General features: G+C 58.5%; 22 protein-coding genes. 18 read left to right on the top strand and 4 right to left on the bottom strand.

The window, feature by feature from the left end; translation table 11 throughout:
- Positions 1–246: 246 nt before the first annotated feature.
- On the top strand, positions 247–1,398 hold the full coding sequence (locus tag BUB44_RS08870; protein ID WP_207545639.1) for a trypsin-like peptidase domain-containing protein: 1,152 nt from the start codon (positions 247–249) through the stop codon (positions 1,396–1,398).
- 17 nt (positions 1,399–1,415) lie between these two features.
- On the opposite strand, the gene BUB44_RS08865 is transcribed toward BUB44_RS08870, so the two are convergent.
- The 4 genes from BUB44_RS08865 to BUB44_RS15985 form a co-directional block, all read right to left on the bottom strand.
- Positions 1,416–2,954, bottom strand: coding sequence for a class I adenylate-forming enzyme family protein (locus tag BUB44_RS08865; RefSeq protein WP_073165316.1), 1,539 nt, complete (start codon positions 2,952–2,954; stop codon positions 1,416–1,418).
- Positions 2,955–3,147: 193 nt separating this feature from the next.
- Positions 3,148–4,452 carry a polysaccharide deacetylase family protein gene (locus BUB44_RS08860; protein WP_073165313.1) on the bottom strand — a complete coding sequence of 435 codons (1,305 nt, stop codon included), beginning with the start codon at positions 4,450–4,452 and terminating at the stop codon, positions 3,148–3,150.
- Positions 4,453–4,571: 119 nt separating this feature from the next.
- Positions 4,572–5,747, bottom strand: coding sequence for an MFS transporter (locus BUB44_RS08855; protein ID WP_027356117.1), 1,176 nt, complete (start codon positions 5,745–5,747; stop codon positions 4,572–4,574).
- A gap of 411 nt (positions 5,748–6,158) precedes the next feature.
- Positions 6,159–6,293 (bottom strand): hypothetical protein, encoded by a 135-nt coding sequence (locus BUB44_RS15985; protein ID WP_259497669.1) that lies wholly within the window; start codon positions 6,291–6,293, stop codon positions 6,159–6,161.
- A gap of 176 nt (positions 6,294–6,469) precedes the next feature.
- Between BUB44_RS15985 and BUB44_RS08850 the strand changes: the two genes are divergently transcribed.
- From BUB44_RS08850 to murG, 17 genes are all read left to right on the top strand, one after another.
- The gene (locus BUB44_RS08850) at positions 6,470–7,699 is read left to right on the top strand and encodes a D-alanyl-D-alanine carboxypeptidase family protein (protein WP_027356116.1); all 1,230 of its coding nucleotides are present in this window, start codon (positions 6,470–6,472) and stop codon (positions 7,697–7,699) included.
- Positions 7,700–7,812: 113 nt separating this feature from the next.
- Positions 7,813–8,274 (top strand): Fur family transcriptional regulator, encoded by a 462-nt coding sequence (locus BUB44_RS08845; RefSeq protein WP_027356115.1) that lies wholly within the window; start codon positions 7,813–7,815, stop codon positions 8,272–8,274.
- Positions 8,275–8,445: 171 nt separating this feature from the next.
- Positions 8,446–8,895 (top strand): DUF4912 domain-containing protein, encoded by a 450-nt coding sequence (locus tag BUB44_RS08840; protein WP_073165311.1) that lies wholly within the window; start codon positions 8,446–8,448, stop codon positions 8,893–8,895.
- A gap of 27 nt (positions 8,896–8,922) precedes the next feature.
- A complete protein-coding gene (locus BUB44_RS08835) occupies positions 8,923–11,757 on the top strand; it encodes a 1,4-alpha-glucan branching protein domain-containing protein (RefSeq protein WP_073165308.1) in 2,835 nt (944 codons plus the stop codon).
- A gap of 56 nt (positions 11,758–11,813) precedes the next feature.
- Entirely contained in the window at positions 11,814–12,731 is a 918-nt protein-coding gene (locus BUB44_RS08830) for a patatin-like phospholipase family protein (protein ID WP_073165305.1), read from the top strand.
- 82 nt (positions 12,732–12,813) lie between these two features.
- Positions 12,814–13,884 carry a uroporphyrinogen decarboxylase/cobalamine-independent methonine synthase family protein gene (locus BUB44_RS08825; protein WP_073165302.1) on the top strand — a complete coding sequence of 357 codons (1,071 nt, stop codon included), beginning with the start codon at positions 12,814–12,816 and terminating at the stop codon, positions 13,882–13,884.
- A 2-nt stretch (positions 13,885–13,886) separates the two neighbouring features.
- Positions 13,887–14,690 carry a histidinol-phosphatase gene (locus BUB44_RS08820; RefSeq protein WP_073165299.1) on the top strand — a complete coding sequence of 268 codons (804 nt, stop codon included), beginning with the start codon at positions 13,887–13,889 and terminating at the stop codon, positions 14,688–14,690.
- Positions 14,691–14,847: 157 nt separating this feature from the next.
- Positions 14,848–15,270, top strand: coding sequence for a division/cell wall cluster transcriptional repressor MraZ (gene mraZ, locus BUB44_RS08815; RefSeq protein ID WP_027356110.1), 423 nt, complete (start codon positions 14,848–14,850; stop codon positions 15,268–15,270).
- 67 nt (positions 15,271–15,337) lie between these two features.
- The gene (rsmH, locus tag BUB44_RS08810; RefSeq protein WP_073165296.1) at positions 15,338–16,291 is read left to right on the top strand and encodes a 16S rRNA (cytosine(1402)-N(4))-methyltransferase RsmH; all 954 of its coding nucleotides are present in this window, start codon (positions 15,338–15,340) and stop codon (positions 16,289–16,291) included.
- A 23-nt stretch (positions 16,292–16,314) separates the two neighbouring features.
- A complete protein-coding gene (locus BUB44_RS08805; protein ID WP_073165293.1) occupies positions 16,315–16,812 on the top strand; it encodes a cell division protein FtsL in 498 nt (165 codons plus the stop codon).
- Positions 16,813–16,859: 47 nt separating this feature from the next.
- A complete protein-coding gene (locus BUB44_RS08800; protein WP_073165291.1) occupies positions 16,860–19,043 on the top strand; it encodes a stage V sporulation protein D in 2,184 nt (727 codons plus the stop codon).
- Positions 19,044–19,161: 118 nt separating this feature from the next.
- Positions 19,162–20,655, top strand: a complete 1,494-nt coding sequence (locus BUB44_RS08795; RefSeq protein ID WP_114362140.1) for a UDP-N-acetylmuramoyl-L-alanyl-D-glutamate--2,6-diaminopimelate ligase — start codon at positions 19,162–19,164, stop codon at positions 20,653–20,655.
- A complete protein-coding gene (locus tag BUB44_RS08790; RefSeq protein ID WP_073165289.1) occupies positions 20,652–22,055 on the top strand; it encodes a UDP-N-acetylmuramoyl-tripeptide--D-alanyl-D-alanine ligase in 1,404 nt (467 codons plus the stop codon). Before BUB44_RS08795 ends, BUB44_RS08790 begins: the two co-directional genes overlap by 4 nt.
- A 77-nt stretch (positions 22,056–22,132) precedes the next feature.
- The gene (gene mraY, locus BUB44_RS08785; RefSeq protein WP_073165287.1) at positions 22,133–23,134 is read left to right on the top strand and encodes a phospho-N-acetylmuramoyl-pentapeptide-transferase; all 1,002 of its coding nucleotides are present in this window, start codon (positions 22,133–22,135) and stop codon (positions 23,132–23,134) included.
- A gap of 34 nt (positions 23,135–23,168) precedes the next feature.
- Positions 23,169–24,560 carry a UDP-N-acetylmuramoyl-L-alanine--D-glutamate ligase gene (gene murD / locus BUB44_RS08780; RefSeq protein WP_073165285.1) on the top strand — a complete coding sequence of 464 codons (1,392 nt, stop codon included), beginning with the start codon at positions 23,169–23,171 and terminating at the stop codon, positions 24,558–24,560.
- Between the two features lie 30 nt (positions 24,561–24,590).
- Positions 24,591–25,700 (top strand): putative lipid II flippase FtsW, encoded by a 1,110-nt coding sequence (gene ftsW / locus BUB44_RS08775; RefSeq protein WP_073165283.1) that lies wholly within the window; start codon positions 24,591–24,593, stop codon positions 25,698–25,700.
- Positions 25,701–25,714: 14 nt separating this feature from the next.
- Positions 25,715–26,827 carry an undecaprenyldiphospho-muramoylpentapeptide beta-N-acetylglucosaminyltransferase gene (gene murG / locus BUB44_RS08770; RefSeq protein WP_073165280.1) on the top strand — a complete coding sequence of 371 codons (1,113 nt, stop codon included), beginning with the start codon at positions 25,715–25,717 and terminating at the stop codon, positions 26,825–26,827.
- Positions 26,828–26,884: the final 57 nt, after the last annotated feature.

The raw sequence follows: 26,884 nt of genomic DNA, 5'->3' as shown, positions 1-26,884 counted from the left end.
TATTCTTATCTTCGTCAAGCTTGGTGAACCGCCGGATGCGGACCCGCATGTCCGGTGGTGTGAGAGGACGGGGGCTAGCCGCCCCCTCCTACTCGATTTTCCGCCGGTTACCGGCGTAAATTTCGTTCAGGGGATATATCGGGCGAAAATTAAGCCGGAAGAAGAAAATTTTATCCCTGAACCATGTTGTTTTTTGTCTCCCGGATGGTTTATCATGATGTTATGATGAAAGGAGCGTGAAAAGGCGTGCTGAACTGGAAACGGTCGCTGGCATTTATTGCCCTGGCGGCTTTTGTGGCCGGCATAATGTTTGCCGGTGGTTGCTTGCTGGTTAACGATCTTGCCCCGCAGGATGAAGGAGTACCGCGGGTTAACAACGTGGCCAGCGCCATGCCCGGAGTCGGTCCCGGCACGGTGGCCGACATCGTATCCAAGGCGGGACCGGCCGTGGTTAAGATTGATACGGTGAGAATCCGCAGCAGCGGGCAGGTGGACCCCTTCCTGGACGATCCCTTTTTCCGGCAGTTTTTTGGCGGGCCTTTTGGTTTTCAATCGCAGCCCCGGGAGGAGCGGGGTATTGGCTCCGGCTTTATCATGTCCCAGGACGGTTATATTCTCACCAACGAACACGTCGTTGACGGGGCTCAGAAAATAACCGTTACCATCCAGGGGTTCTCGCAGCCCCTGCCGGCCAGGGTGGTGGGAGCCGATTACGACCTGGACCTGGCCGTGCTGAAGGTTGATGCCGGCAAGTCCCTGCCCACCTTGAAGCTGGGCGATTCCGACAAGGTCCGGGTGGGGGACTGGGTGATCGCCATCGGCAACCCCTTCGGGCTGGATCACACGGTTACGGTGGGAGTGATCAGCGCGAAGGGCCGGCCGGTTACGGTTGAAAACAGGCGCTACAAGAATCTCCTGCAGACCGATGCCTCCATTAACCCGGGTAACAGCGGCGGGCCGCTTTTGAACCTCAACGGCGAGGTGGTGGGCATCAACACCGCCGTTGCCCAGGCCCAGGGAATTGGTTTTGCCATCCCCACCAGCACGGTGAAAGAGGTCCTCAACCAGCTGCTCCAGGGCAGTAAAAAGCAGACGCCCTGGCTGGGGGTGCAGATGCAGCCCGTGACGGAGGAAATTGCAGCGTATCTGGGCCTGCCCTCGACCGCAGGGGCGCTGGTAGTGGGGGTTATTCCGGGCAGCCCTGCTGATAATGCAGGGCTGGCGCAGGGGGATGTGATCCTGCGGGTGGACAACCAGGAAGTTAAAAGCCCCGATGATCTGGCCAGGATTGTCCAGAACAGCAAGGTGGGCCAGCGGGTGGTGCTGCAAATTTACCGTAACGGCAGCTCCCGGTATGTGCCTTTAATTCTGGCCGAAAAGCCCAGGCAACTGCGTTAAAAGTAACACCCCTTCCATCAGGAAGGGGTGTTTTCCTGTGCCTGTTCCAGCAGCTTTCTTACTTCTTTCTTTAGGAGTTTTCCCGAGGTTGTTTTGGGCAGGCCTTCCATGAACAGTATTTTCCGGGGGACTTTGTAGGGAGCCAGCCTCTGGGCGCAGAAGGATTTTATTTCCTCGGGGTCGGGCTTCTGCTGTTCCCGGGGCAGGATCATGGCCGCAACTTCTTCTCCCATCACCGGGTCCGGGATGCCCACCACAACGGCGTCGAAGATCTGGGGATGCTGGTAGAGGACCTCTTCCACCTCCCGCGGGTCGATGTTCAGCCCTCCCCGTATAATCACGTTTTTCTTGCGGCCGACAATGAACACATAGCCGTCTTCATCCATATAGCCCAGGTCTCCCGTGTAAAGCCAGCCGTTGCGGATTGCCCTTTGCGTTTCCTCTTCCTGGTTGAGATAGCCCTTCATCACATTTGGCCCCCGCACCACGATCTCCCCCACCTGACCGGCAGGCAGGGCCCGGCCTTCGTAATCCACAATTTTTACCTCCACCCCCGGTATGGGCAGCCCTGCGGAGCCCGGCTTTTTGGTGCCGAACACAGGGTTGCAGGTGACCACGGGGGATGTTTCGGTAAGGCCGTAGCCCTCCGTAATCTGGAAGCCGAATTTTTTCTCGAAGGAGTAAAATACCTGCACCGGGAGGTGGGCTCCACCGCAGAAGGCAATTTTCCAGGATCCCAGGTCGAAGCTGCCGGACTGTTCTTCCAGCAGGAAGACGTACATGGTGGGGGGACCGAAAAAGAAGGTGATCTTTTCATCCTGGATGGTCTGCAGGACCGTGCGGGCGCCGGGCCATCTTTCATGGATGACCACCGTAGCACCGGCAACCAGGGAAGCAAGCAGGACACAGGTCTGGGCTGCCGAGTGGTAAACCGGCGCCACCAGCAGCGTTCTCACCCCGGGACCGAAGCCGCATATCCGGGCAAAGGTAACGGCGTTGCTGTAGATATTGCCGTGGGTGAGCATTACTCCCTTCGGCTTACCGGTATTGCCTGAAGTATAAAGTATTTCCGCCACCTCATCCCGGTCAACCGGCCGGGGGGGATTGCCTGCGGGAGATGATGATAGCAAATCGGCAAAGGAGCGGGTATGGGGATAGGGCTGCCCGGGGTTGACGGCGACAAAGCCCCGGGGAATGGCTAAATTGCCGGTTAGCCGGGTGAAGGTGGAAATATTCTCCGCGTTGCAGATAACCAGGGCAGGTGAAGCATCCCGGACGATATAGGTAATCTCGTGGATGGTATAGAGCGGATCAATGGGGACGGCCACGCACTGCAGGCTGAGGACGGCATAAAAAGAGACTACGAATTCGGGGCAGTTTTCCAGGGCAATTAGTACTCTTTCACCGGGTGTCAGCCCCAGCTTTTTTAAGCCGCTGGCAAAGCGGTTGACCCACTGGTTGAGGGTGGCATAGGATATACGCTGGCCGTGAAAAACCAGGGCTTCCTGATCGGGGAAAAGCTGGCCTGCTTCGGCCAATCTCAGGGCCAGGTTCATTATGTTTACCTCCTTAAAAGTGCAACCCGGTACACAGTTGAAGAAAGCAGTGCCTGGAGATGGCTTGAACCATGCTCGCCCGCTGCTCGATTATTGTTTAAAAATTCTCTTTTACGCGAGGAAATTCCTGCTGGGGTTTTATTTTATTCTAAAGGCTTTTGCAGAAAGGGGGACGGCGGCTTTTACCCGGCCATTATTCCTCCCCCCGGTAACCGGGGTTATCCCCGGACGCCTGCAGATAACGGCGGATAAGTTCTTCCCGGCCCATGGCCACGATTTTAGGGGAGAGTTTATCCCTGTGCCGGTAATAACGCAGGCGGCCTTCGGGGTGGTAGAGACCTAAAAGCCAGCCCTGGTACCAGGTGGCCAGTTTCTTGAGGAGGGCCGGGGGGTCGCAAATGGTGAAACCGAGGCGCTCCGCACCCCGGTAGAGCATGGTCAGCCCCAGCACTGCCCGGATCTCCTTTCCTTGAGGAGCATTGGAGGCCCAGCGGGCCAGGGCCGGGAGGGAACGCCTCGCTTCCTTTAAGGCCAGCAGGGCAATCCGTTCCGGGCTCTTCCCGGTCCGGGTGATTTCCTGCAGTATTTCGTTGTTCAGATGGAGTTCGGCGATGGGGTCCCGGGAGCGCAGCAGTGTCCCGTCGGAAAGTTTCAGGGTTCTGCCGCGGAATCGTTTTACCCGGAGGCGAAAAAGGGTGGAGCGTCCTTCATGGTAGAGGTCCTCTATACCGGACAACCTCACAACAAGGGAATCTATTTTCTGGCCCAGGCGCTGCCAGAAATTTTTCCGGGGCGCGTACAGTTCCGCCAGCGGGGCCACGGAAAACCCCCGCTGCCGGAGCCCTTCAATAATTGAGGGCAGGGCGGCCAGCATCTTTTCGGGCGCCCCCGAAGCCGCCCCCGGGGTATCGTCGCTATCGTGAAAAACCAGGATGGAGCCCTCGCGCACCCGGGAGAGAACCTGGCGGGTTATGGATTCGGGAGTGCAGCGCCGCCCCCAGTCCCAGCTCATAAATGACCACAGCACCACCCGCTGGCCGAACAGGTGGCTGTGGAGGAGGGAGAAAAGATTGAACAGGCCCCAGGGGGGCCGGTAAAGGCGCGGTGGCCGTCCGGTTATATCCGCTATTACCCGGCTGGATTCCCTTACTTCCCTGAACAGGGCCCGCGGTCCCAGAAACCAGGGGAAATGGTGGCGAAAACCGTGGCTGGCCACCTCGTGTCCCTCGGCAACCATCCTGGTGATTAACTCCGGGTAGGCCCTGGCCTTGTATCCCAGGACAAAAAAGCAGGCTTTAATGCCGTACTTTTTCAGGATATCCAGAACCCGGGGAGTGTAGGTGGGATCGGGACCGTCGTCGAAGGTAATGGCCACCTTCTTGCCGTTCCGGGGCCCCTGCCAGATAACCCCGATATGGCACAGGCGGGCCAGAACGGTGGGCAAGAGGGCATAGACGCCCACCAGGATGGTAATGATCTTAAAAAGGGATTGGGTCATGGTTTTTTCTCTCCTGTCCACAGTTCTCCGCTTTAAATTTATTCTTATTGGGCAGTTGCTTTTCTCATACCGTTGCCCGAACCGGGATGGCGGCCGTCGTTGTTGCCCCGGAACTCCTGTTATTTGACTATGGATTTTTCCAGCGGATAAAAGATGTAAAAAATAGCAATGGTTATGAGAAGAAATGTGGACAGCAGTATGGGAGCCGAGATACCGGCGTACCTGGCCACCAGGCTGCCCAGGGCCGGGCCAATGGCTGCCCCCAGGCCTTCAACGGTGGCGAAAAGCCCCCATCCCGTGGCCTGCTGATCCGGGGGGATGATCCTGGCCAGCAGGGTGTTCCAGGCGGGCAGGATTATGGCGTAGGAAAAGCCCACCAGGGCCGCCAGGATAAAAGCACTGTGGGGATTGTGGCTGGCGGCGAGCAGGCCCAGGCTGACGGCGCACAACCCGAACCCGGCGGCCAGGAAATTCTTCAGAGCCGTGTACCCCAGCAGCATGCCCATGGGGAGAAATGCTATCAGGGCGGTTCCGCCGCCGGTCAGGAGCAGGAGCCCGTACTGGTTATAACTCAAGCCCAGCTGGTTCTGAACAAAAAGGGGCAGGACGGGCAATAGCAACCCGGCGCAGAAGGTCTGCAGGAACATCCCCGGAATCAGGATTCCCAGCACTGCCGGGCTGGCCGCCATGCGAGCCAGGGAAAGGATAACGCCCCGCGCGGTTTGTACCCTGCGCCCGACCCCGGCCGGCAGGATGAACAGGGTCAGGATTAAGGAGGCCAGCCACACAAGGATAATGGCGGAAAAGGCTACATTAACCCCCTGGTGCAGGATAAAGTTTACGGTCACCAGGCCGGCGCCGGAACCTCCCAGCCAGGCGGCAAAAACCAGCCCTATGCGCTTATTCCGGCCGGGCAGGTCAACCGGGGCGACCTCGCTCATCACCCCCAGCCAGACCGGGGACATGCCCAGGCCCCAGAGGGCGGAGGCTATCACCAGGACCGGCGGCAGGGGCCACAGCTTCATGGTGAGCAGCGAAAAGAGGCCGGTGAGCAACCCGATCAGCAGCACCGGCCTGCCCAGCCGGTCGAAGTGCCAGCCCGCGGCCGTTTTAAATATGGTTTCGGTAAGGTAATGGGCGGTTACGGCCAGGCCGGCGGCGGTTATGGGCAGTCCCAGGTGCCGGACGGCATAAACCGGTAGAAAGGAAAGAAAAAAGGCTCCTCTGGCATATTCTGTCGCAAAAAGGATCGCCAGCAGCACCCATTCCTGGCGTTTCAAATTAAGGGGCAGCAATGAATCCTTTAACCTCCTGATGCGAGGCTTGTCTACATTATAGCGTAGAACAACAAATACCACAAGAAACCATGATTTTTCACCTGACAGAAAAAGGAAGTGGCCCGCCCCTTCCGGGACGGGCTCAGCTTGCAGACAAATTATTTCCGGGATGTGCCCTGGTTTTAGTCGTCGCTCCCGGTCGTATCGCTGGCCGGGCCAAAAGGCCCCGGCTCCGGTCTTCGGCGGGTACCGGCCACATTCACACCTCCTGTGTTCAGGTGGCCTCCGCGGACATCCTGTCCGCGGCACGTGGCCTGGCCCGGCAGCGCTCACTCCAGGTCGCTCCTCCTGTAAAACCAGGGCACATGGGGTGTTTGTCAACAGCCTGAGCCCGCTCCTTCCGGGACGGGCCGACCAGAATGTCTACCCTTATGATTCGCGGGTAAAGGCCAGAAGAATTATTTCCCTGCCCTGACGGCCGGCATTCAATTTTTTTTCCGCTTCCTGCAGCTGGCTGATCTGGACGTCGTTTAAAGTGGCCAGCTGTACACCCTGAAGGTCCATATGAATTTAATTCCCTCCTTTCCCGGGTCTATAATTAGTATTTCCCCGGAAAGGGGGATTAGCTTGCAAATTTCTGTTGAAAACGGGCTAAAATTTGAATATAATTAAGTCGCTTGATTTCCGCCAACCCATAATTATCTAAAAGTTGTTCATAAATGTTCTAAAAGGAGTAAATTATGCGTCGCTGGTGGTTGATCTTTTTTTGTTGTTTGATGCTTTTACTGGCTGAGGAGGCCCGGGCAGCTTCGCCAGCATCACCACCAACACCGCAGGTTACGGGAAAAGCGGCTGTATTGATGGATGCCCGGAACGGTCAGATTTTATACGAGAAAAATGCCGACCAGCCCATGTACCCGGCCAGTACAACCAAGATTCTTACCGCGATCATCGCCCTGGAGCGTTCCCGCCTGGATGAGGTGGTTACCGTTTCCCGAAAGGCCACCCTGGTGGAAGGTTCTGCCATCGGCCTGCAGGAAGGTGAAAGGGTCACCATGGAGGACCTTCTTTACGCCCTGTTGCTGGCTTCAGCCAATGATGCTGCGGTGGCCATTGCCGAGCATGTTGCCGGGTCGGTTCCTGCTTTTGCGACGCTGATGAACGAAAAGGCCCGCTCCATTGGGGCAAAGGAAAGCAATTTCCGCAATCCCAACGGCCTTCCCGACCCGCAACATTACACCACTGCCCACGACCTGGCCCTGATTGCCAGGTATGCCATGCAGAACCCCACTTTCAGGACCATTGTTTCCACCCGGCTGAAGCAGATTCACCGCCCGGACGCGGATAGAAGCAAGGGACCGCCCCAGGAGCACCTCTGGAATCATAACCGGCTCCTCTCCAGCTACGAGGGAGCCATTGGAATTAAGACCGGTTATACCGTTGAAGCGGGGCAATGCCTGGTAGCCGCCGCCCGCCGCGGTAACCGGGAGCTGATTGCCGTAATTATGAAAAGCCAGGGGGCTGCTGTTTACAGTGATGCCAGGTCCCTGCTCGATTACGGTTTTTCGGCCTTCACGCCTGTGAAAATGGTGGACAGGGGAGAGAAGATATCATCCTATTCCGTGACCGGGGGGGCTGAAAAAGTCGAAGTGGTTGCCGGGAACAGCCTGTTTGTTAATCTCCCCGCCGGCCGGGAGCCGTCCGTTGAACGGCAGGTTGTCATGCACCGGGACCTGAAAGCCCCCATAACCCGGGGCCAGGAACTGGGGGAACTGGTTATTACCGGGGAAGGTAAAGAGCTGGGGCGGGTGGAGCTGGTAGCGGCCAACGACGTGAAGGTAAGTGCCATCAGGCGCTGGCCTGTCTGGCTCCTGGGGGCCCTTGTCCTGGTGGTATCCCTGCGCTTGAGAAAAATAATGGTGCGCCGGCGCCTGCGGCGGCAGCCGCGCTACCTGCGGTACCTGCGCTAGTGCCCGCCCGGCCAAAATAAAAAAAACGGGGGCCTGGAGAACGGGCCCCCATTGACTTTTTTCATTATGTTCATTATACTTACACCAAGGGTTTGGTGGCGGGGTGAGCTAAAATGCAGAAGGTCATCGATGAAGTGGAAGAGAAGCTCCGCGCCGGCGATTCCAGGCTTACGCCGCGCAGGGAACATATCCTGCGCGTGCTTTTGGAAAATAAGGACAAGCATTTGAGCGCGGAAGAAATTTATAACCTGGTCAAGCAAAAAGCTCCTGACGTGGGGCTGGCTACTGTTTACCGTACTCTGGAACTCTTCCTGGATTTCGACATCATTCACAGCATTGACTTCGGAGATGGGCGCAAGCGTTATGAATTTGGTGGGGAACGGGGCGAAGGGCACCACCACCATCACCTGGTCTGCAACGGCTGCGGGAAGATTATCGAGGTTAATGAGGACCTGCTGGAAGATCTGGAGAAGCGGGTTACGGAGGCCTACAACTTCGTTATTACCGACCACGAATTGAAATTCTTCGGTTATTGTAAAGAGTGCGCCGCTAAAAAGGCTGAAGGAGGCAGGTAGGTGTTTTTTTGCCGGGGATTGTGCAATTTAGCACAATATTTTTCTCGGTATGTATGTGAAAAAAGGAACATGTAACCTTCAATTATTAATAAAATTAACTCGAGATGGTTGTAATGGTACAAGCTGGTGAAGTATGATAAATATGATAAAGGGTTGAAGGGGGTTATATCCGTGGAACTGCCGCCCTGTTACAATGAGAACCGGCTGGTGCTGATGGTGCAGGAACCTGCCGTTATCTTCAGTTACTGGGAACTGTCCCGCGAGCAGTGGGAGTCCTTGCGAGGGGAGCATTTTTTGTTTTTGCGGCTTTATATTTCCGCTTCCAGTGGGGAAAGCGCCTCCTGGCGCGAAATATCCCTTCCCCCCTTCACCGATAACTGGTATTTCCGGGACGTGCTTCCCGAACAATCTTATTATGCCGAGATTGGTTATTACGGGCCGGAGGGGGAATTTTACCCCCTGGTTCGCTCCAACCGGGTTACCACGCCCCGTACGCGGAAGGTGGCGGGAGTAGCCCGGTTTTTAAAAGCAGATTCGCCCTTCCAGCTAACCACGGGCGAAGATGGGGAGGGTGTCCCGGAAGAAGGATACAGTTCGGCGGATTTATGGTCAAGAAGTTAATTTGTTGACCGGAAAGGGGAAGCCAAAATGCCTGCTGGTTACCTGGCTCTGGTGCTGCATGCCCACCTGCCCTTTGTAAGGCACCCGGAAGTGCCGGAGCGCCTGGAAGAACGCTGGTTTTTTGAGGCTGTGACCGAGTGCTACATACCTTTGCTGGAAGTGCTCCATGGCCTGGACCGGGACGGTGTTCCCTTTAACCTGACCATCTCCCTTTCCCCGCCCCTTCTGGCCATGCTGGCCGACCCGCTGCTACAAAAGCGTTACCTGGACCACCTGGAAGCGATGATCCGGCTGGGGGAAGCGGAGTGCCGGCGTACGGCGGGGGATCGTAACTTTTATCCCCTGGCGGCCATGTACCTGGAGAAATTAAACGGCGTCCGGCGGGCTTACGTGGATAAATACCGGGGCGATCTGGTCGCTGCTTTCCGGAAATTGTGGATGACGGGAAAGGTAGAGCTGATTACCACCTGTGCTACCCACGGTTACCTGCCGTTGATGCAGACCAGGGAGGCCAGGAAGGCTCAAATTGGTGTGGGGGTGGACTTTTTCACGCGGCTGTTTGGCAGGCCTCCCCGGGGGTTCTGGCTGCCGGAGTGCGGTTATGCCCCCGGCGTGGAGGAGCTGTTAAAAGAGTTCGGTATCAGGTACTTTTTCGTGGAAACCCACGGGCTGTTGAACGGGAACCCCCTTCCCCTCTACGGGGTGTTTGCCCCGGCCAGCTGTAACAATGGAGTGGCTGTTTTTGGCCGGGACCCGGAGAGTTCCCGGCAGGTTTGGGACAGGCATGCGGGTTATCCGGGCGACTACTATTACCGGGAGTTTTACCGGGATATAGGTTTTGATCTGGACCTGGAATACCTGCGCCCTTACCTGCCGGGGGGTGTGATTCGGGTGGACACCGGGTTCAAATACTACCGCATTACCGGCCCGGGTTCCTGCAAAGAACCTTACCTGCCCGATCGGGCCCGGGAACGGGCGGCGGAACATGCCGCGCATTTTCTTTCCCGGCGGCAGCAGCAGATTCTCCGCCAGGGGGCCGGGATGGGCCGCCCCCCGCTGGTGGTCGCGCCCTATGATGCGGAATTGTTCGGTCACTGGTGGTACGAGGGGCCCCAGTGGATAGATTTCCTCTGCCGTAAAATCTGCTTTGACCAGGATATCATCGAGATGATCACCCCCTCCCGTTACCTGTCCCTGTACCCGGATATGCAGGTGGTCGAACCTTCCCTGAGCAGCTGGGGGGAGGGCGGGTACAGCCGGGTGTGGTTGAATCAGGATAACGACTGGATATACCGCCATCTCCACCGGGCGGAAGCCGTTATGGTCGACCTGGCCGCTCTTTACCCGGAGGCCGGGGGCGTGTTAAAACGGGCCTTAAACCAGGCCGCCCGGGAGCTGCTTCTGGCCCAGAGCAGTGACTGGCCTTTTATTCTCAAAATGGGCACGGCCGTGGAATATGCCCGGGAAAGGCTGGTGGAGCATATTGGCAGGTTTAACTTCCTGGTGCAGCAGCTGGAAAAAGGGCCTATAGATGAAGAAACGCTCCGGGAAATTGAGTACCGGGATAATATATTCCCCCACCTGGATTATCGCATTTTCAACCGCCACCGTTTTCCCGGGAGGGTGACCGGGGGAAGCGATGCGTCCCTGCGCATCCTGATGCTTTCCTGGGAATATCCGCCGGCCACCGTGGGCGGCCTGGCCCGGCATGTTTGCGACCTCTCCCGGGCCCTGGCCCGGCTGGGGGATGAAGTGCACGTCATTACCGGTCCCGTGGCCGGGGAGGGGACATATTCTCTCCAGCAGGGGGTGCACGTGCACCGGCTCCTGCCCGGGCAGCTCAACGCCGGGGACTTCCTGCGCTGGGTTGAACAGTTCAACGAGGGCGCGGTGGAGCTTACCGGGAGCGTAATAGAGAGGTGGGGGAAGCCGCACCTGGTTCATGCCCATGACTGGATGGTGGGTGCGGCCGGTGAGCGCCTGCAGGTGGAGTACCATCTTCCCCTGGTGGCCACCATCCACGCCACGGAATACGGGAGGAACAGGGGTATCCATACGGCGCTGCAGCGCCGCATTCACGAGCAGGAATACCGGCTTGTGCAGGAAGCCGGCCTGGTCATCTGCTGCAGCGAATATATGGCCGAAGAAATAAGCCGGCTGTTTGCCGTGGGCCGGGAAAAGATAAGAGTGCTTCCCAACGGGGTGGATCCGGCCAGCTTGCTTGCCGGCCGGGAGAAGGAGCCGGACTGCCGGGATCTTTACCACCGGGAACCGAATATTGTATTCCTGGGTCGCCTGGTGCCCGAAAAAGGGGTGCAGGTGCTGCTGGAGGCCATGCCCGCCATCCTGAGGCAGGTGAGCAACGCCCGCCTGCTGGTGGCCGGCCGGGGCCCCTACGGCGATTACCTGCAGGCCCGCGTCCGGGAACTGGGGCTCCAGGACCATGTCCGGTTTGTGGGGTTTGTGGATGATCTGGGGCGGAACCGGCTTCTGGAGATGGCCCGGGTGGCGGTGTTTCCCAGCCTTTACGAGCCCTTTGGCATCGTGGCCCTGGAGGCCATGGCGGCCATGGTCCCGGTGGTTATAGCCGATACCGGGGGGCTGGCTGAAATTGTGGAACACGGGGTGGACGGGTACAGGGTGCCGGCTGGCAGGCCGGATATGCTGGCCCATTACATAACCCGGGTACTTCTATATCCCGGCCTGGCTGTGGAAATGTGCCGGCGTGCCCGGCGCAAGGTGCTTACCCTGTATGACTGGCAGTATATTGCCGGGGAAACGCGCCGGGTTTACCGGCAGGCCCTGGACAGCCCGGAACCATCCACAGAGCCGCTGCCGTCTCTGCCGGCCAGAACCATTTAGCTCCGGCTTTAATATGATGGTTAAAAAGTGGCGCAGTTAAAGTGGGGGGTTATGTTATGGGGCGCGGGGTTAAACTGGGCCTGGCCCTGGGCGGCGGTTTCCTGCGGGGTATCGCCCATATTGGCGTTTTGAAAGTGCTGGCCGCGGAGGGGATTGAACCGCAGCTGGTAGCGGGAACCAGCGCCGGCAGTATAGTTGCCGCCCTGTACTGCAGCGGCTGGAGCATCCGGGAGATGGAAAAACTGGCCCTGGAATTAAGTCCCCGGGATATTTATGACGGGGGGTTCATGTTCTTTAATCTGGGAGCCATGGCCGCCAAAGCCTTCTTTGATTTACTTCACCTGCCCGTTCCCATCCCCACTCCCCTGGGGTTGATGCCGGGTTGCAGGCTGGAAAGCTGGGTGGAGCACCTGGTGGAGCGAAAAACATTCCGCCAGCTCAGCAGGCTGCTGGCCATTACTTCGGTGGATATTCATGCCGGGGACCGCGTTATTTTTGTCAGTGAGGATGTGAGCTACAGCCCTCCACCGGGGGATATTTTTTTTATCTCCGGGGTGCCGGTGGCCCGGGCGGTGCGGGCCAGCTGTTCCGTGCCGGGGCTTTTTGAACCAAAGAAAATTGGCAACCGGCTGCTGGTTGATGGAGGCTTGCGGGAAAACGTACCGGTGGAAGTGCTCCACCTCCTTGGCGCCGATGTGGTGGTGGGGGTGGATCTGGGATACGAAGGTGAATATCACAGGTCTATCAATAACATCTTCCAGTTATTGACCCAGTCGGTGGACATCATTGGCAACGAGGTGACCCGGGTCAAGCTGCAAAATTATGCCCATATTGTCATCCGCCCCCTTTTAGCCGGGGTTTCACCCTGGGACTTCTCACGGAATGCCTACTGCATTGAGCAGGGGGAAAAAGCAGCCCGGGAAGTGCTGCCGGAGCTGAAGCGCATCCTGCGGGAGAAGAAGAGCCGCCGCTAGCCCCTGCCTGCGGGCGGGATAAAAAGATGGACGCCGGGAGCGGGCCGTTATATAATTACTTTGTTAAAAGGAGGGATTGGTTATGACTTTTTCTCCCGGCGGCCTGGCCACCGGTATTGGGAGCCTGCCCTTTACCGACCCGGGACAGGCTCTCCCCCTGATTAAAGAAAATATGCCTGAAATTCCCCACTGGCCCCAGCTCCCCCGCAGGGGCAAGGTGGAAGGTTTTGTTTACCAGTTTTTGCAGCCGCTGGTTCACTTTAATCTCCTGGTAATGGAAGAGGAGCGGGCTGTCTTTGATGATGAGAACCCCAGCTGGCCGGAGAGGCTGGCCGATTTTTATACGGCCTACCTGGCCGTGGAAGAAGGGGATCTCGCCGCCCTGGAGTACTTCGCCCTGCCCCGGCAGGCAGCGGCGGGCTTTTATGCCTTTCTGGAGGAAATGGCGACGGACACGGGGGAAGCCCTCTACCTGAAGGGGCACCTGGCCGGCCCCCTGACCATTGCCTTTCAATTGAAGAACCGCCGGGGCCGGCTGGCCTATTACGAGGAACAGCTGCGGGACCTGGTGGTCAAGACCCTGGCGGCCCATGCGTGCTGGCAGGCCCGGGCCCTGGCCGCCCTCAACCGGACGCCCATCATCTTTGTGGACGAGCCGGCAGTCAGCGTCTACGGCCAGTCCAGTTACATTACCGTCACCCGGGAGATGATCAAGTCCGATCTGAACACCATCTTTCAATTTATCCACCGGGCGGGAGGACTGGCCGGGGTGCATTCCTGCGATGCCATAGACTGGTCCATCCTCTGCGAATGCGACCTGGACATCATCAATCTCGATGCCTACAACTTTGGCTCATCCCTGAAAATTTACGCCCGGGAATTGAGGGGCTTCCTGGAAAATGGCGGAGTGATTGCGTGGGGTATCGTGCCTACCTCGGAAAAGGCCTTTGAGGAGGACGACGCAAGCCTGCTGGAACTGTGGCAAACCCTTGTCCGGGAACTGGCCGGGCGGGGAATACCCCTGGAACTGCTGCACCGCCAGTCCCTGATCACCCCGGCCTGCGGTACCGGGCTCCTGGAACCGGAACTGGCCGGGCATATCTACCGCCTTACCCGCCGGGTGTCGGAACGGGTCCGCCGGGGGGTGTTTTAACCGTGCTGCCCGACCTGCACCTGCACACCGGCCGCTGCGGGCATGCCGGGGGGACCATGGAGGAGTACGTCGCCGCGGCCCGCCAACGGGGCCTCGGGCACATCGGCTTTGCCGATCATCTGCCCATGTACTGGCTGCCCCCCGCCCGGCGGGACCCGGGACTGGCCATGGCCGAAGAAGAACTGCCCGGGTATATTGAAGCGGTTCAAAGGCTCGGCCGGGAAAATCCCGGCCTGACCATTTCCCTGGGCATAGAGGCGGATTACATACCGGGTTGCGAAAGACAGCTGGAGCAGTTCCTTGCCCGGTATCCCTTTGACTACGTTCTGGGCTCGGTGCATTATCTGGACGGATGGGGTTTCGACAACCCGGAACTGGTGGGTGAATACTCGCGGAGGGATATCGATGAGCTTTACCGCCAGTATTTTCAGCAGGTGCAGCAGGCGGCCCGCACGGGCCTTTTTGACGTCATCGCCCACCCGGACCTGATTAAAAAGTTCGGCTACCGGGCCCGTATGGACCTGCGGGAGCTTTATGAAGAGACGGCCCGGGTTTTTGCAGAAAGCGGTGTATGCGTGGAGGTGAACACGGCGGGCCTGCGCGCCCCCGCCGGGGAAATTTACCCTTCCCTGGAGTTCCTCAGGCTTTGCCGCCACTACCATGTTCCGGTATCCACGGGTTCCGACGCGCACCAACCCGCCCAGGTTGCCTTTGGCTGGGAAAGGGCGAGGCAGTGGCTGGAAGCTGCCGGTTACCGTGAGGTGGTGGTTTTTAAAAAGCGGGTGAGGAAAGCGATTCCCCTTTAGAAATTCCGGGCGTGTCTTTTCGTCGAACGAAGCCAGCGCGGCTGGCTTTTTTATTTTTTTTTAATAACTGGCAGGAGTTTTTTTCTTCCTGCAGAATTTAGGGTGGTAAGATGTGGAGTAAAAGGGAAACAAAGTGGATCATAGTGGGGCATCCGGCATGTTTCTGGGAGAATACCGGCATACTATCGATGCCAAGGGACGATTGATTATACCAGCCCGCTTCCGCGAAGGCCTGGGCGAAAAGTTTGTTTTGACCAAGGGTCTGGACGGATGCCTTTTCGCCTACCCCCCTCAAGAATGGGCGGAAATGGAAAATAAAATGCGGTCCCTACCCTTGACCAGGGCCGACGCCCGGGCCTTTGTGCGTTTTTTCTTTGCCGGTGCCTGTGAATGTGAGATAGACAAACAGGGCAGAATACTTATTCCAGGTAATTTGAGGGAATATGCAGGTATTGAGAAAGATGTCGTGATCATCGGTGTTTCCGTCAGGGTGGAGATCTGGTCTGCCGAGCGGTGGGAGGCCTACAATTCCCAGGCTGCCGGTCAGGTGGAAGAAATCGCGGAAAAAATTGTGCTTTAACACGCCGCAGGAAAGGGCGGCGCCATACGGCGCACTTTAAAGGAATTACGTTTCAGGAAGGTTCGGGATGGAAGACAGGAACTTTGTGCATCAACCGGTAATGCTGGAGGAAGTGGTGGCCTGGTTGAACCCGCAGGACGGGGGAACCTACGTGGACTGTACTGTGGGAGGAGGGGGACATGCGGCGGCCATTCTGGAAAAGAGCGGCCCGGGGAGCCGCCTGATCGGGCTGGATCAGGACCCCCTGGCCCTGGAGGCGGCCGCCCGGCGCCTGGCTCCTTACGGGGAGCGGGTGACCCTGGTGAAAGAAAATTTCGTCAATTTGGCCCGGGTTCTGGATGAACTGGGTGTTGCTGCCGTAAATGGCGTGCTCTTCGACCTGGGCGTGAGCTCCCCGCAGGTGGATGTCCCGGAAAGGGGTTTCAGCTACCACCACGATGGCCCCCTGGACATGCGCATGGATCCATCCTCACCCTGCACTGCCGCCGACCTGATCAATAAACTGCCCGAAGAGGAACTGGCCGGCATCATTGCCCGCTACGGCGAGGAGCGCTGGGCGAGGAGGATCGCCTCTTTTATTGTCCAGAAAAGGCAGCAGGAGCCCGTAACATCCACCCTGCAGCTGGTGGAAATAATTAAAGAAGCAATTCCGGCCAGGTACAGGCGCAGCGGGCCCCACCCGGCCCGGCGTACCTTTCAGGCCCTGAGGATTGCCGTAAACCGGGAACTGGAAGTTCTGCCCGGTGCACTGGACCAGGCGGTGGATCTGCTGGCGCCGGGGGGGCGCATTCTGGTAATCACTTTTCACTCGCTGGAAGACCGGATTGTTAAAAATTTGTTTCGCCGGCGGGCAAATCCCTGCACCTGCCCGCCGGGTTTTCCCCAGTGCACCTGCGGGCAAAAACCGGCTTTGCGGGTGCTTGTTCCCGGGGGCATAACGCCTTCACCGGAGGAGATAGAAGCAAATCCCCGCTCCCGCAGCGCCCGCCTGCGGGTGGCGGAAAAGTTGCAGGTGTTCTAAATAATACGGGGGGTGAATAAGCTTTGATAGTAGCCAGGGAAAAACCATATTACCACAGCCCGCCCGAAAAAGGATCGGTTCCTGCGGGTTACCCCCGGCCACAGGAACGACCCCGGGAATATCTGGCCTTGGCGCTGGTCATCGTACTCGTTTTTGCACTGGGTATTATCATATCCATTTTCTATTCCCGGGTTCTTATCACCGGGTACCAGATAACCCGCCTGCAGGAAGAGCTGAACGAAATGGAAAGGGAAACCAGGAACCTTGCCGAGGAGGTGTCCAGGCTATCCTCCCTGGAAAGGGTGGAGGTCGTGGCCACTACCCGCCTGGGCATGGTGAAGCCGGGCGAAGACCAGGTGTTGCTGGTGAAAGCCACGGGCGACTCCCGGGAGCGCCAGCAGGAATCCAGGCCGGCCAGAAAGCCCGTGTCCGGCGGAGAGGAGAGGTCGCGTAACGCCGGTGAGCACCACTGGATCCTGCAGGCTCTGACCGATCTGGTCATGCACCGCCTCTCCGGGTAGCCCTGGAAAACCTTTTTACGGGTGGGCGCTATCTGGAGGAGAAGGATATGCGTGCCACCAGAATTGTTATTCGCCGCAGGCTGACCTTGCTGTTTCTGCTGGCCACTGCGGCCTTCGTTGCTTTAACGGGACGGCTGATCTGGATTCAATTTGTGCGGGCGGATGAGCTGCAGCAGAAGGCCCTGGAAGTAAGGATGCGGGATATCCCGGTGGAAGCCAGGCGAGGAGATATTTACGACCGGAACGGCCAGTTGCTGGTGACCAGCGTCAGCACCGAGTCCCTCTACGCCATTCCCTATCTGGTAAAAGACCCCCGGCGAACCGCGGAACAGTTAGCCTCCCTTCTGGATATGAAAGAAGAACGCCTGTATCAGATTCTTTCCCGCAAATCGTGTTACGAATGGGTTGCCCGCAAGTTAAAACCTGAAACGGTAGAAAAAATAAAGGGACTTAATCTGCCGGGCCTCTTTTTTGTCGAGGAGAACGTCAGATATTATGAATACGATTCCCTGGCTGCCCACGTGCTGGGGTTTACGGGTATAGATAACCAGGGACTTACTGGTATTGAAAAGACCTTCGACCGGGAACTGCAGGGAACCCGCGGGCGTATTGTGGTAGAACAGGACGCTACCGGGCGCGAGGTTCCCGGAGCATTGCACAAATATATTCCCCCCCGGCAGGGAAACAGCCTGGTGCTGACCCTGGATCGGACCATCCAGCAGTTTGTGGAGCGGGAGCTGGACCGGGTGGTGGAAAAATACAACCCCAAGCTGGCCGTGATTATAGTGATGGATCCCCGGACGGGGGAAATACTGGCCATGGGCAACCGCCCCACCTTTGACCTGAAGAACTGGATGACCGCTCCGCAGGGGGTCTGGGACCGTAACCCGGCCATCTGGTACAATTACGAGCCGGGTTCCACTTTCAAGATTATTACCACCTCGGCGGCCATCAGTGAGGGAGTGGTTAAGCCCGATGACCAGTTTTTCGATCCGGGTTACATAAAGGTTGCCGACCGCTATATCCGCTGCTGGGCCGATGGGGGCCACGGCAGCCAGACCTTTGAGCAGGTGGTCATGAATTCCTGCAACCCCGGCTTTGTGGAGGTGGGCCTGCGCCTGGGGAAGGAGAAATTTTACTCGTATATCAAGAAATTTGGATTTGGGGAGGTCACGGGTATCGACCTGCCCGGCGAAGCCTCCGGCATCATGATCCCCCAGGAAAAGGCGACCAACCTCAACCTGGCCACCATGGCCATCGGCCAGTCCATTGCGGTGACGCCCATACAGCTGCTCACGGCCACCTGCGCCGTGGCTAACGGCGGTGTTTTGCTGCGCCCCCACCTGGTTAAGGAAATCCGTGATCCGGAGGGCAATGTGCTCAAAACCTTCCAGCCCGAAGTTGTGCGCCGCGTGCTGGATCAGGACAAAGCACGCCAGGTGGCTGAGCTGCTCCAGGCCGTGGTCATGAAGGGTACCGGCCGCAACGCCTTCATTGACGGCTACCGGGTGGCCGGTAAAACAGGTACGGCCCAGGTGGTGGGGGAAGGGGGCGGCTATGTGAGCGGGAAATATGTGGCCTCCTTCACCGGCTTCGCCCCCGCAGACAACCCGCGGGTGGCTGCCCTGGTGATGGTTGCCGAGCCCCAGGGTGGTATTTATTACGGCAGCCAGGTGGCTGCCCCCGTATTCCGGGAAGTGGTTCGCGACACCCTGCATTACCTGCAGGTGCCTGAAACTCCGGGCCTCGAAAAGCCTAAAGATCCCTTCGTATACTTTGATCAGCCCCCGGTGAAGGTCCGGGTGCCCAATGTGGTGAATTACCCCCTGGAAACGGCTCAAAATATCCTGCGCGAAGTGGGCCTGTCTTTTGTGGTCCGGGGGGAGGGGAGTATTGTTCAGGCCCAAATGCCCAAAGCGGGAGCCGAGGTGTTGAGCGGGACATCGGTGGTGCTGGACCTGCAGCCTCCCGGCGGGAAGTCAAAAGAGGGGCTGGTTACCGTTCCCAACCTCACAGGGCTGACCATTACCCAGGTAGCCACACTGCTGGCAAGCATGGACCTCCGCCTGGAGGCTGTGGGGGTGGGGGAAGCGGCCAGCCAGAACCCCCGGCCCGGGGAAAGGGTTCGCCGGGGTACTGTGGTAAGGGTGGAATTTAAACCCGGAACCTCATCGCTCCAGGCTCCCCCTGCCATTGCCCGGCCGGTCAGGGAGTTTGTGGAAAGGCCTTGATTAGCTGTAAGTGAACTGGTAATAATACCATAAAAGGGTAAACGAGCTTCTATTGCAAAGTTAGATCAGGGGTGGTAGTATAACCACGGGAATCCATTGGTAAGAAGGAGGATTTCACTTGCTGTTTAGCGAGTTGATGGAGGGGCAGGCCTGCCTGTCCACAGGGGGCAACCAGCAGGTAGAAATTAAAGGTATTTCCAGCGATTCCCGGCAGGTGGAGCCCGGCTTTCTTTTTGTGGCCGTAAAGGGTTTTACCACCGACGGGCACCTCTATGTGGAACAGGCGCTGGCCCGGGGAGCGGCAGCCGTGGTGGTGCAGAAGGAGGTTCCCCTTCCTGCCGGCGTTACCTTCGCGCGGGTACCCGACAGCCGCCTGGCCCTGGCCCTGCTGGCAGCGCGTTTCTACGGCTACCCGTCGCGGAAAATGAAACTGATCGGGGTTACCGGTACGAACGGGAAAACCACCACCACTCACCTGCTGGCGGCCATTTACCGCCTGGCCGGGAATAAGGTGGGGCTTATCGGTACCATCGCCAACCGGATCGGTGACCGCGTTCTACCGGTGGTCAATACCACCCCGGAATCCCTGGACCTGCAGAGACTGCTGGCGGAAATGGTCGGTGAAGGGGTCACGGTGGCCGTAATGGAGGTGAGCTCACACGCCCTGGCCCTGCACCGGGTGGCCGGTTGCGAGTATGATGCCGGGGTATTCACCAACATCACCCAGGATCACCTGGATTTCCACCGCGATATGGAAGATTACCTTTCGGCCAAAATGCTGTTATTCCGCAATCTGGGCCGGGGTGGTAAGCCCGCCCTGGCTGTGATAAATATTGACGATCCGCAGGCGGAAAGGATTATGGCTGTAACGGGAGTACCCGTTTATACCTACGGGCTTTCCGCAGGGGCGCAGGTACGGGCCCGTGAGGTCCGGGTCACTCCCCGGGGTGCCCGCTTTACCGTTACCAGCCCCTGGGGGGAGTGCCGGGTTCACCTGAAGCTTACCGGTTACTTCAACGTTTACAACGCCCTGGCCGCCCTTACGGCGGCAGGAGCCGGGGGGGTCCCCCTGCCCCTGGCGGCCCAGGCCCTGGAAACAGTGGAAAATGTGCCCGGACGTTTTGAACTGGTTGACCGGGGACAGGATTTTGCCGTGGTGGTGGACTATGCCCATACCCCTGACGGGCTGGAGAATATATTGACCACCGCCAGGGCCATAACCAGGGGCAGGTTGATAACCGTTTTTGGCTGTGGTGGCGACCGGGATCCCTCCAAGCGGCCCGTTATGGGTGAAATTGCGGCGCGCCTCAGTGACCTGGCGGTAATTACCTCCGATAACCCGCGCACCGAGGATCCCATGAGGATTATTTCCCAGGTGGAAGAAGGGGCGCGGCAGGTCCGCCGGGATTACCGGGTGGTGCCCGACAGGCGGGAGGCCATCCGCTTTGCCCTGGAAAATGCCGCCCCGGGGGATACGGTTATCATAGCCGGCAAGGGGCATGAAAATTACCAGATCATCGGTACCACCCGCTATCCCTTTGATGACCGCGAGGAAGCAGTTAAAGTGCTGGATGAGCTTTTAAAAAAACCAGTTAGAGGAGAGACACCATGAAAACCATGACCCTGGGGGAAATAGCGCGTGCGGTTCAAGGAAAGCTCCGGCAGGGGGATGAAGGTACCCCGGTCCGGGCTGTTTCCATAGACAGCCGCAGTATTGCGGGAGGCGAGCTGTTTTTTGCCCTCCGGGGGCAAAGGCATGACGGCCATGATTTCGTGCCCGGAGCCCTGGCCGCCGGTGCAGCCGGGGCGGTGGTGGAGAGAATGGTACCCGGTGTGGACCCGGGAGTCCCTTTAATTCAGGTGGAAAACACCCTGACGGCTTTACAGCGGCTGGCCAGCTATAACCGGAATGCTTACCGGGTTCCCGTAATCGGTATAACCGGCAGTTCCGGCAAGACCAGTACCAAAGACCTGGTGGCGGCCGCCCTTTCGCGGCGGTTTATCACCCTGAAGACCACGGGCAACCGGAACAACGAGATCGGCTTGCCCCTCACCCTTCTGGAACTGGATGAGCGCTTCCAGGCAGTGGTGGTGGAGATGGCCATGCGGGGTCCGGGAGAAATTGCTTTCCTGTGCCGGCTGGCCAGGCCTACGGGGGCGGTAATTACCAATATCGGGGAAGCCCATATAGAACGCCTGGGGTCGGTGGACAACATTGCCCGGGCCAAGGGGGAAATCCTGGAGGCCATCGGGCCCGGGGGGTTTGCCCTCCTGCACCGGGACAGTCCCTATATTTCCAGGGAAGCAGCCCGCTGCCGGGGGCGCGTTTACTTTTTCGGTATTGATGGCGAGGCGGATATCCTGGGCCGGGATATCCGCGCGGAAAAAGGTGGCAGCAGGTTTAAAGTGAGGGTGCCCGGGGAGGAGGAAAGGGAAATCTTCCTGCCTTTGCCGGGGCGGCACAACGTGGAAAACGCCCTGGCCGCCATAGGGGTGGCCTGGGCGCTGGGCATCTCCCTGGAGGATATTGCCGCCGGGCTGGCCGGTGCGGCACTGACACCCATGCGGCTGGAACAAATTAACTGCCGGGGTCTGGTCATACTGAATGATGCTTACAACGCCAACCCGTCCTCAACCCGGGCCGCCCTGCAGGTGCTGGCCGGATGGGAAGCCGAAGGCCGCCGCATTGCCGTCCTGGGGGATATGCTGGAGCTGGGTAGTGAAGCCCGGCGCGCCCACTACCGGGCAGGCAGCGAGGCGGCCGGGGTGGCGGATTACCTGGTTGTGGTGGGCTCCCTGGCTCGCTTTATGGCTGACGGAGCCCTTGCAGCCGGCATGCCCGGGGAAAATATCTTCCGGTGTGTGAATAACGCGGAGGCCGCGGAGATACTGGAAACCCTGGCCCGGCCCGGGGATGTAATCCTGGTTAAAGGTTCCCGGGGTATGCGCATGGAAGAAATCGTACAGGCCCTGATCCGGGGACAAAACACATCCGCGGGGGGGAAAACATAATCTGGCAACGGCTGCCGGGTTATACCTGTAATTCAGGTATATTGAGGGGAGGAACACCGCTGCAGGTGGTAACAGAGATGGGGTACAGTGATCTGTGGTTGCTTTTAAGCAAGGCTTTCCTGATTTCCCTGGCCGTAACCCTCCTTTTGGGCCCCGTGACCATACCTTTCCTGCGCCGGCTCAAGTTTGGCCAGAAGGTCCGGGATGATGGTCCGGCCACTCACCTTGCCAAGAGCGGCACCCCCACCATGGGTGGAATCATGTTCCTGGCCGGAACGGCTGTGGCCGGGTTGTGGCTGGCCCACCGGTTTGCCGACGGCCTGTTGCTGCTGGGAGTTACCCTTGGCTTCGGGTTGATTGGCTTTCTGGACGATTATATAAAGGTGGCCCTCAGGAGATCCCTGGGCCTGCGGGCCAGGGAAAAACTCCTGGGCCAGACCATCTTGAGTTTCCTCCTGGCCCTGGTGGCTGTTTCCACCTTCGGCCGGGGTACGGATGTGGTTATCCCCTTTAGCGGTTTCTTTGTTCCCGGCGGGATAACGCTGGAATTGAACAGCTGGGGCTTTATTTTATTTGCGGTCCTGATGGTGGTGTTCACGGCCAACGCGGTAAATCTTACCGACGGCCTGGACGGCCTGGCTGCCGGAGTAACCATACCCGTGGCTGCCGCCCTCGTTCTGATCTCCCTTTTAATGGAGAAATGGGGCATTGCCATTGTTCTGGCCGCCCTGATGGGGGGCTGCCTGGGATTTCTCGTCTATAACCGCCATCCTGCCCGGGTATTTATGGGGGATACCGGCTCCCTTGCCCTGGGAGGGGCCCTGGGAGCAGCGGCGGTATTGACCAGGAGTGAATTATTCCTGTTGATCATCGGGGGCATTTATGTGCTGGAAGCCCTGTCCGTGATTATCCAGGTCATCTCCTTCCAGCTTTTTGGCCGGAGGGTATTCAGGATGAGCCCCCTGCACCATCATTTTGAGCTGGGCGGGTGGAGTGAACAGCGGGTAGTCTACACTTTCTGGGGAGGGGCTATAATACTGGCCTTCCTGGGAATGGCCGGCCTGTACCAGCTGGGTTGATAAAGCTTAAACTGCGGGAAGGAAGGTAAGTGACGTGGATTTTAAAGAACGGAGAGTCCTGGTAATTGGAGCAGGTAAAAGCGGTATAGCGGTGAGCTGTTTTCTGGCCGGTAAGGGAGCGCGGGTGGTCCTGACCGACCGGAAGGAGGCAAACTCTTTTTCCCCGCCCCTCCAATCCCTCCTCCCCCCACAGGTGGAGCTGGTGCTGGGGCATTATCCTGAAGTGGTGGCAGGCGTATTTGACCTGGTTGTGGTCAGCCCGGGGGTTCCTCTGACCATCCCGCCGGTAATGCAGGCCCGGGAGCTGGGCATTCCGGTGACCGGTGAGCTGGAGCTGGCTTACAGGCTGGCCAGGGCGCCCATCGTGGCCATTACCGGGACCAACGGGAAAACCACTACCACCAGCCTGGTGGGCGAGATTTTTAACGGGGCCGGCATAAGAACCCTGGTTGCCGGTAATATAGGGCGGCCGCTGATTACCGAGGTGGAGAAGTACGGGCCCGGGGACCTGCTGGTCCTGGAAGTCAGCAGTTTCCAGCTGGAAACCACCAGTTTATTCCGCCCCCGGGTGGCGGCCATTTTAAACATAACCCCCGACCACCTGGACCGGCACGGTAATATGGAGAACTATTTGGCGGCCAAGGCGCGCATTTTTGCCAACCAGGGGGGCGGGGACTATGCCGTTTTAAATTACGATGATCCCCTAACCAGGGATCTGGCCCCCCTTTGCCCGGGAAAAGTAATATTTTTCAGCAGGCGGCATAACCTGGAAGAAGGGGTGGTCCTCAGCAACGGTTTCCTGGCCGTCAGGGAAAAGGGCAAAACCCACCCCGTTCTTCCCGCCACTGCCCTGCGCATTCCAGGCGCGCACAATCTGGAAAACGCCCTGGCTGCCGCGGCCTGCGGCTGGGTCCTGGGTGTCCGGGAGAAGCAGCTGGCAGCCGCCCTGCAGCACTTTTCCGGCGTGGAGCACCGCCTGGAATTTGTGGCCGAAATCGGCGGGGTGAAATATATCAACGACTCCAAGGGTACCAATCCCGAAGCCAGCATGAAGGCCCTGCAGGCCTATGACCAGCCAATTGTACTGCTGGCCGGAGGCAGGAATAAGGGCAACGACTTTACTGCTTTTATGCAGCTGGTAAAGGAAAAGGTAAGGGTCCTGGTTGTGATGGGCGAATGTGCCGGGGAAATTGAAACCGCTGCCAGGATGGCCGGCGTAAGCCGGATTGTCCGGGCAGGGGATTTTCGGGATGCGGTCATAAAAGCCCACCGGGCGGCCCGGCCGGGGGATGTGGTGCTTTTGTCCCCGGCCTGCGCCAGCTGGGATATGTTCAAAAGCTACGAAGAGCGCGGGGAAATGTTTAAGAAGCTGGTGCACGAATTGATCTTGCAGGAAATGTCCGGGGGCAGTGAATTATCTTGCTGAACATTCACCCGGAAAAGGCAGGGAGAATCCATGCGTTTACGCAGGCGTCCACCGGATTTTATCCTCTTCCTGACCGTACTTACGCTTTTGAGCATCGGCATCGTGATGGTTTTCAGTTCCAGCTACTACTATGCCATGTTTCCGCCCTTTAACAACCCTTTTCATTTCCTGGTCCGCCAGTCCATCTGGGCCATCATCGGCCTTACCGGTATGTTCGTGATGATGAATTATGATTACTGGCACCTGAAAAGGTGGGCAGGAATACTGCTGGTCCTGGCCTTTGCCCTGTTAATTGCCGTGCTCATTCCGGGAATCGGCACTTCCAAGCTGGGAGCCCAGCGCTGGCTGAACCTCGGGCCTTTAAGCTTTCAGCCTTCGGAATTTTCCAAGCTCTGCCTGGTCATTTTTACAGCCTTCGGCCTCTCCCGGCACCCCGAGCGGATTACTGATTTTCGCCAGGGCCTGCTGCCCTACCTTATAATTATGGCGCTGGCCGCGGGGCTGATCCTGATGCAGCCGGACCTGGGGACAGCCGTTACCCTGGCCGGGACCATCGTGCTGATGCTTTTTGCTGCCGGCGCTTCCCTGGTGCACCTGGGGGCCCTGGGAGTTCTGGGCATAGCGGCTGTGGCCCTGGCCATCTGGACGGAACCCTACCGCATGAAACGGTTCCTGGCCTTTCTTGATCCCGAGAAGGACCCCTCGGGGTCGGGGTGGCATATTTTAAACTCCCTCATGTCCCTTGGTTCCGGCGGCCTCCTGGGGACCGGGCTGGGGCAGGGCCGCCATTCCAAATTTCTCTACCTGCCCGAAAGACAGACCGACTTTATTTTTGCCGTAATCGGTGAAGAGCTGGGCTTCATTGGCGCCTGCCTGGTGATCCTGCTGTTTGTGCTGTTCATCTGGAGGGGATTAAAAGTGGCCATTACCACCCCGGATACTTTTGGCAGCCTGCTGGCCGCCGGTATTGTTTCCGGAGTGGGCATTCAGGCCATCATCAATATCGGTGTGGTTACAAGTTCCCTGCCAGTAACCGGTATCACCCTCCCCTTTCTCAGCTTCGGGGGAACATCTCTGGTATTCACCCTGCTGGGGGTGGGTATTTTGTTGAACGTATCCCGCTACAGTGCCCCTAAATGACGGGAGGTGAGCCCTTGCGTTTTGTAGTTACCGGAGGTGGTACGGGGGGGCATATTTACCCCGCCCTGGCTATTGCCCGGGGAATACTGGCCAGGTACCCTGAAGCACGGGTTCTTTACATCGGCCGTGAAGGGGGCCTGGAGGCCGAGCTGGTGCCCAGGGCGAACCTGCCCTTTTATGCCATCCCAGCAGCCGGCTTAAAACGCAGCCTTACCTTGCGCAACCTGCTGGTATTCTGGCAGGCGACCAGGGGGATTCTCCTGGCCCGGAAGATCCTGGCCGGGTTCAAGCCGCAGGTGGTGGTGGGCACGGGTGGTTATGTTTGCGGCCCGGTGGTCCTGGCGGCGGTAATGATGGGCATTCCCACCATGATTCACGAGCAGAATGCCCTTCCCGGTTTGACCAACAGGCTCCTGGCCCGGTTTGTCAACCAGGTGGCGCTGACTTTTGAAGAGGCCCGAAAATACATGCCCCGCAGAGCCCGGATTAAAGTGACCGGGCTTCCGGTGCGTCCTGAGATCATGGGCTGGCAAAAGGACGAGGCCAGGCGGGCCATGGGTCTTCCGGAAAACGCCCGGCTGATTCTTTCCTTTGGTGGAAGCCAGGGAGCCAGAACAATTAACCGGGCCATGATTGAGGTTTTAAAACATTTTTATAACCGGGATGGCGTCTATTTTCTTCATGTGACCGGTCCCCGGCATTACAAGGAGTTCTGCCAGCAGATGGGGGAGGCGGGTTTAAGCAGGCCTGAAAATGGCAATATTATCCTTGTACCTTATCTTGATGAGATGCCCCGGGCCATGGCCGCGGCCGACCTGGCCATCTGCCGGGCCGGCGCAGCCACCCTGTCGGAACTGACGGCGGTGGGACTACCGGCCATTCTCGTTCCCTATCCCCACGCCACCGGGAATCACCAGGAGTACAATGCCCGTTCCCTGGAAAGGGAAGGCGCAGCCCTGGTCATCAGGGATCAGGATTTGACGGGGCCGGTACTGTGTGAGAAGCTAACCCGGCTCCTGGAACGGCCTGCTGAACTGGAGGCTATGGCCCGGGTCAGCCGCCGCCTGGGGCGCCCCCGGGCGCTGGAAGAGATAGTGGAAATTATAAGTGAACTGGCCCGGCAGTAGAAGCGGTTCACCGGGCGATACCGCTGGACAAGCCCGGTAAAGCACACCTTATTTGTT

Origin of the sequence: Desulfofundulus australicus DSM 11792 (assembly GCF_900129285.1) — a bacterium.
In the GTDB taxonomy this organism is placed as follows: Bacteria; Bacillota; Desulfotomaculia; order Desulfotomaculales; family Desulfovirgulaceae; genus Desulfofundulus; species Desulfofundulus australicus.
Note: the sequence above shows the minus strand (reverse complement) of the source record. Positions and strands in the feature narration are given on the sequence as shown.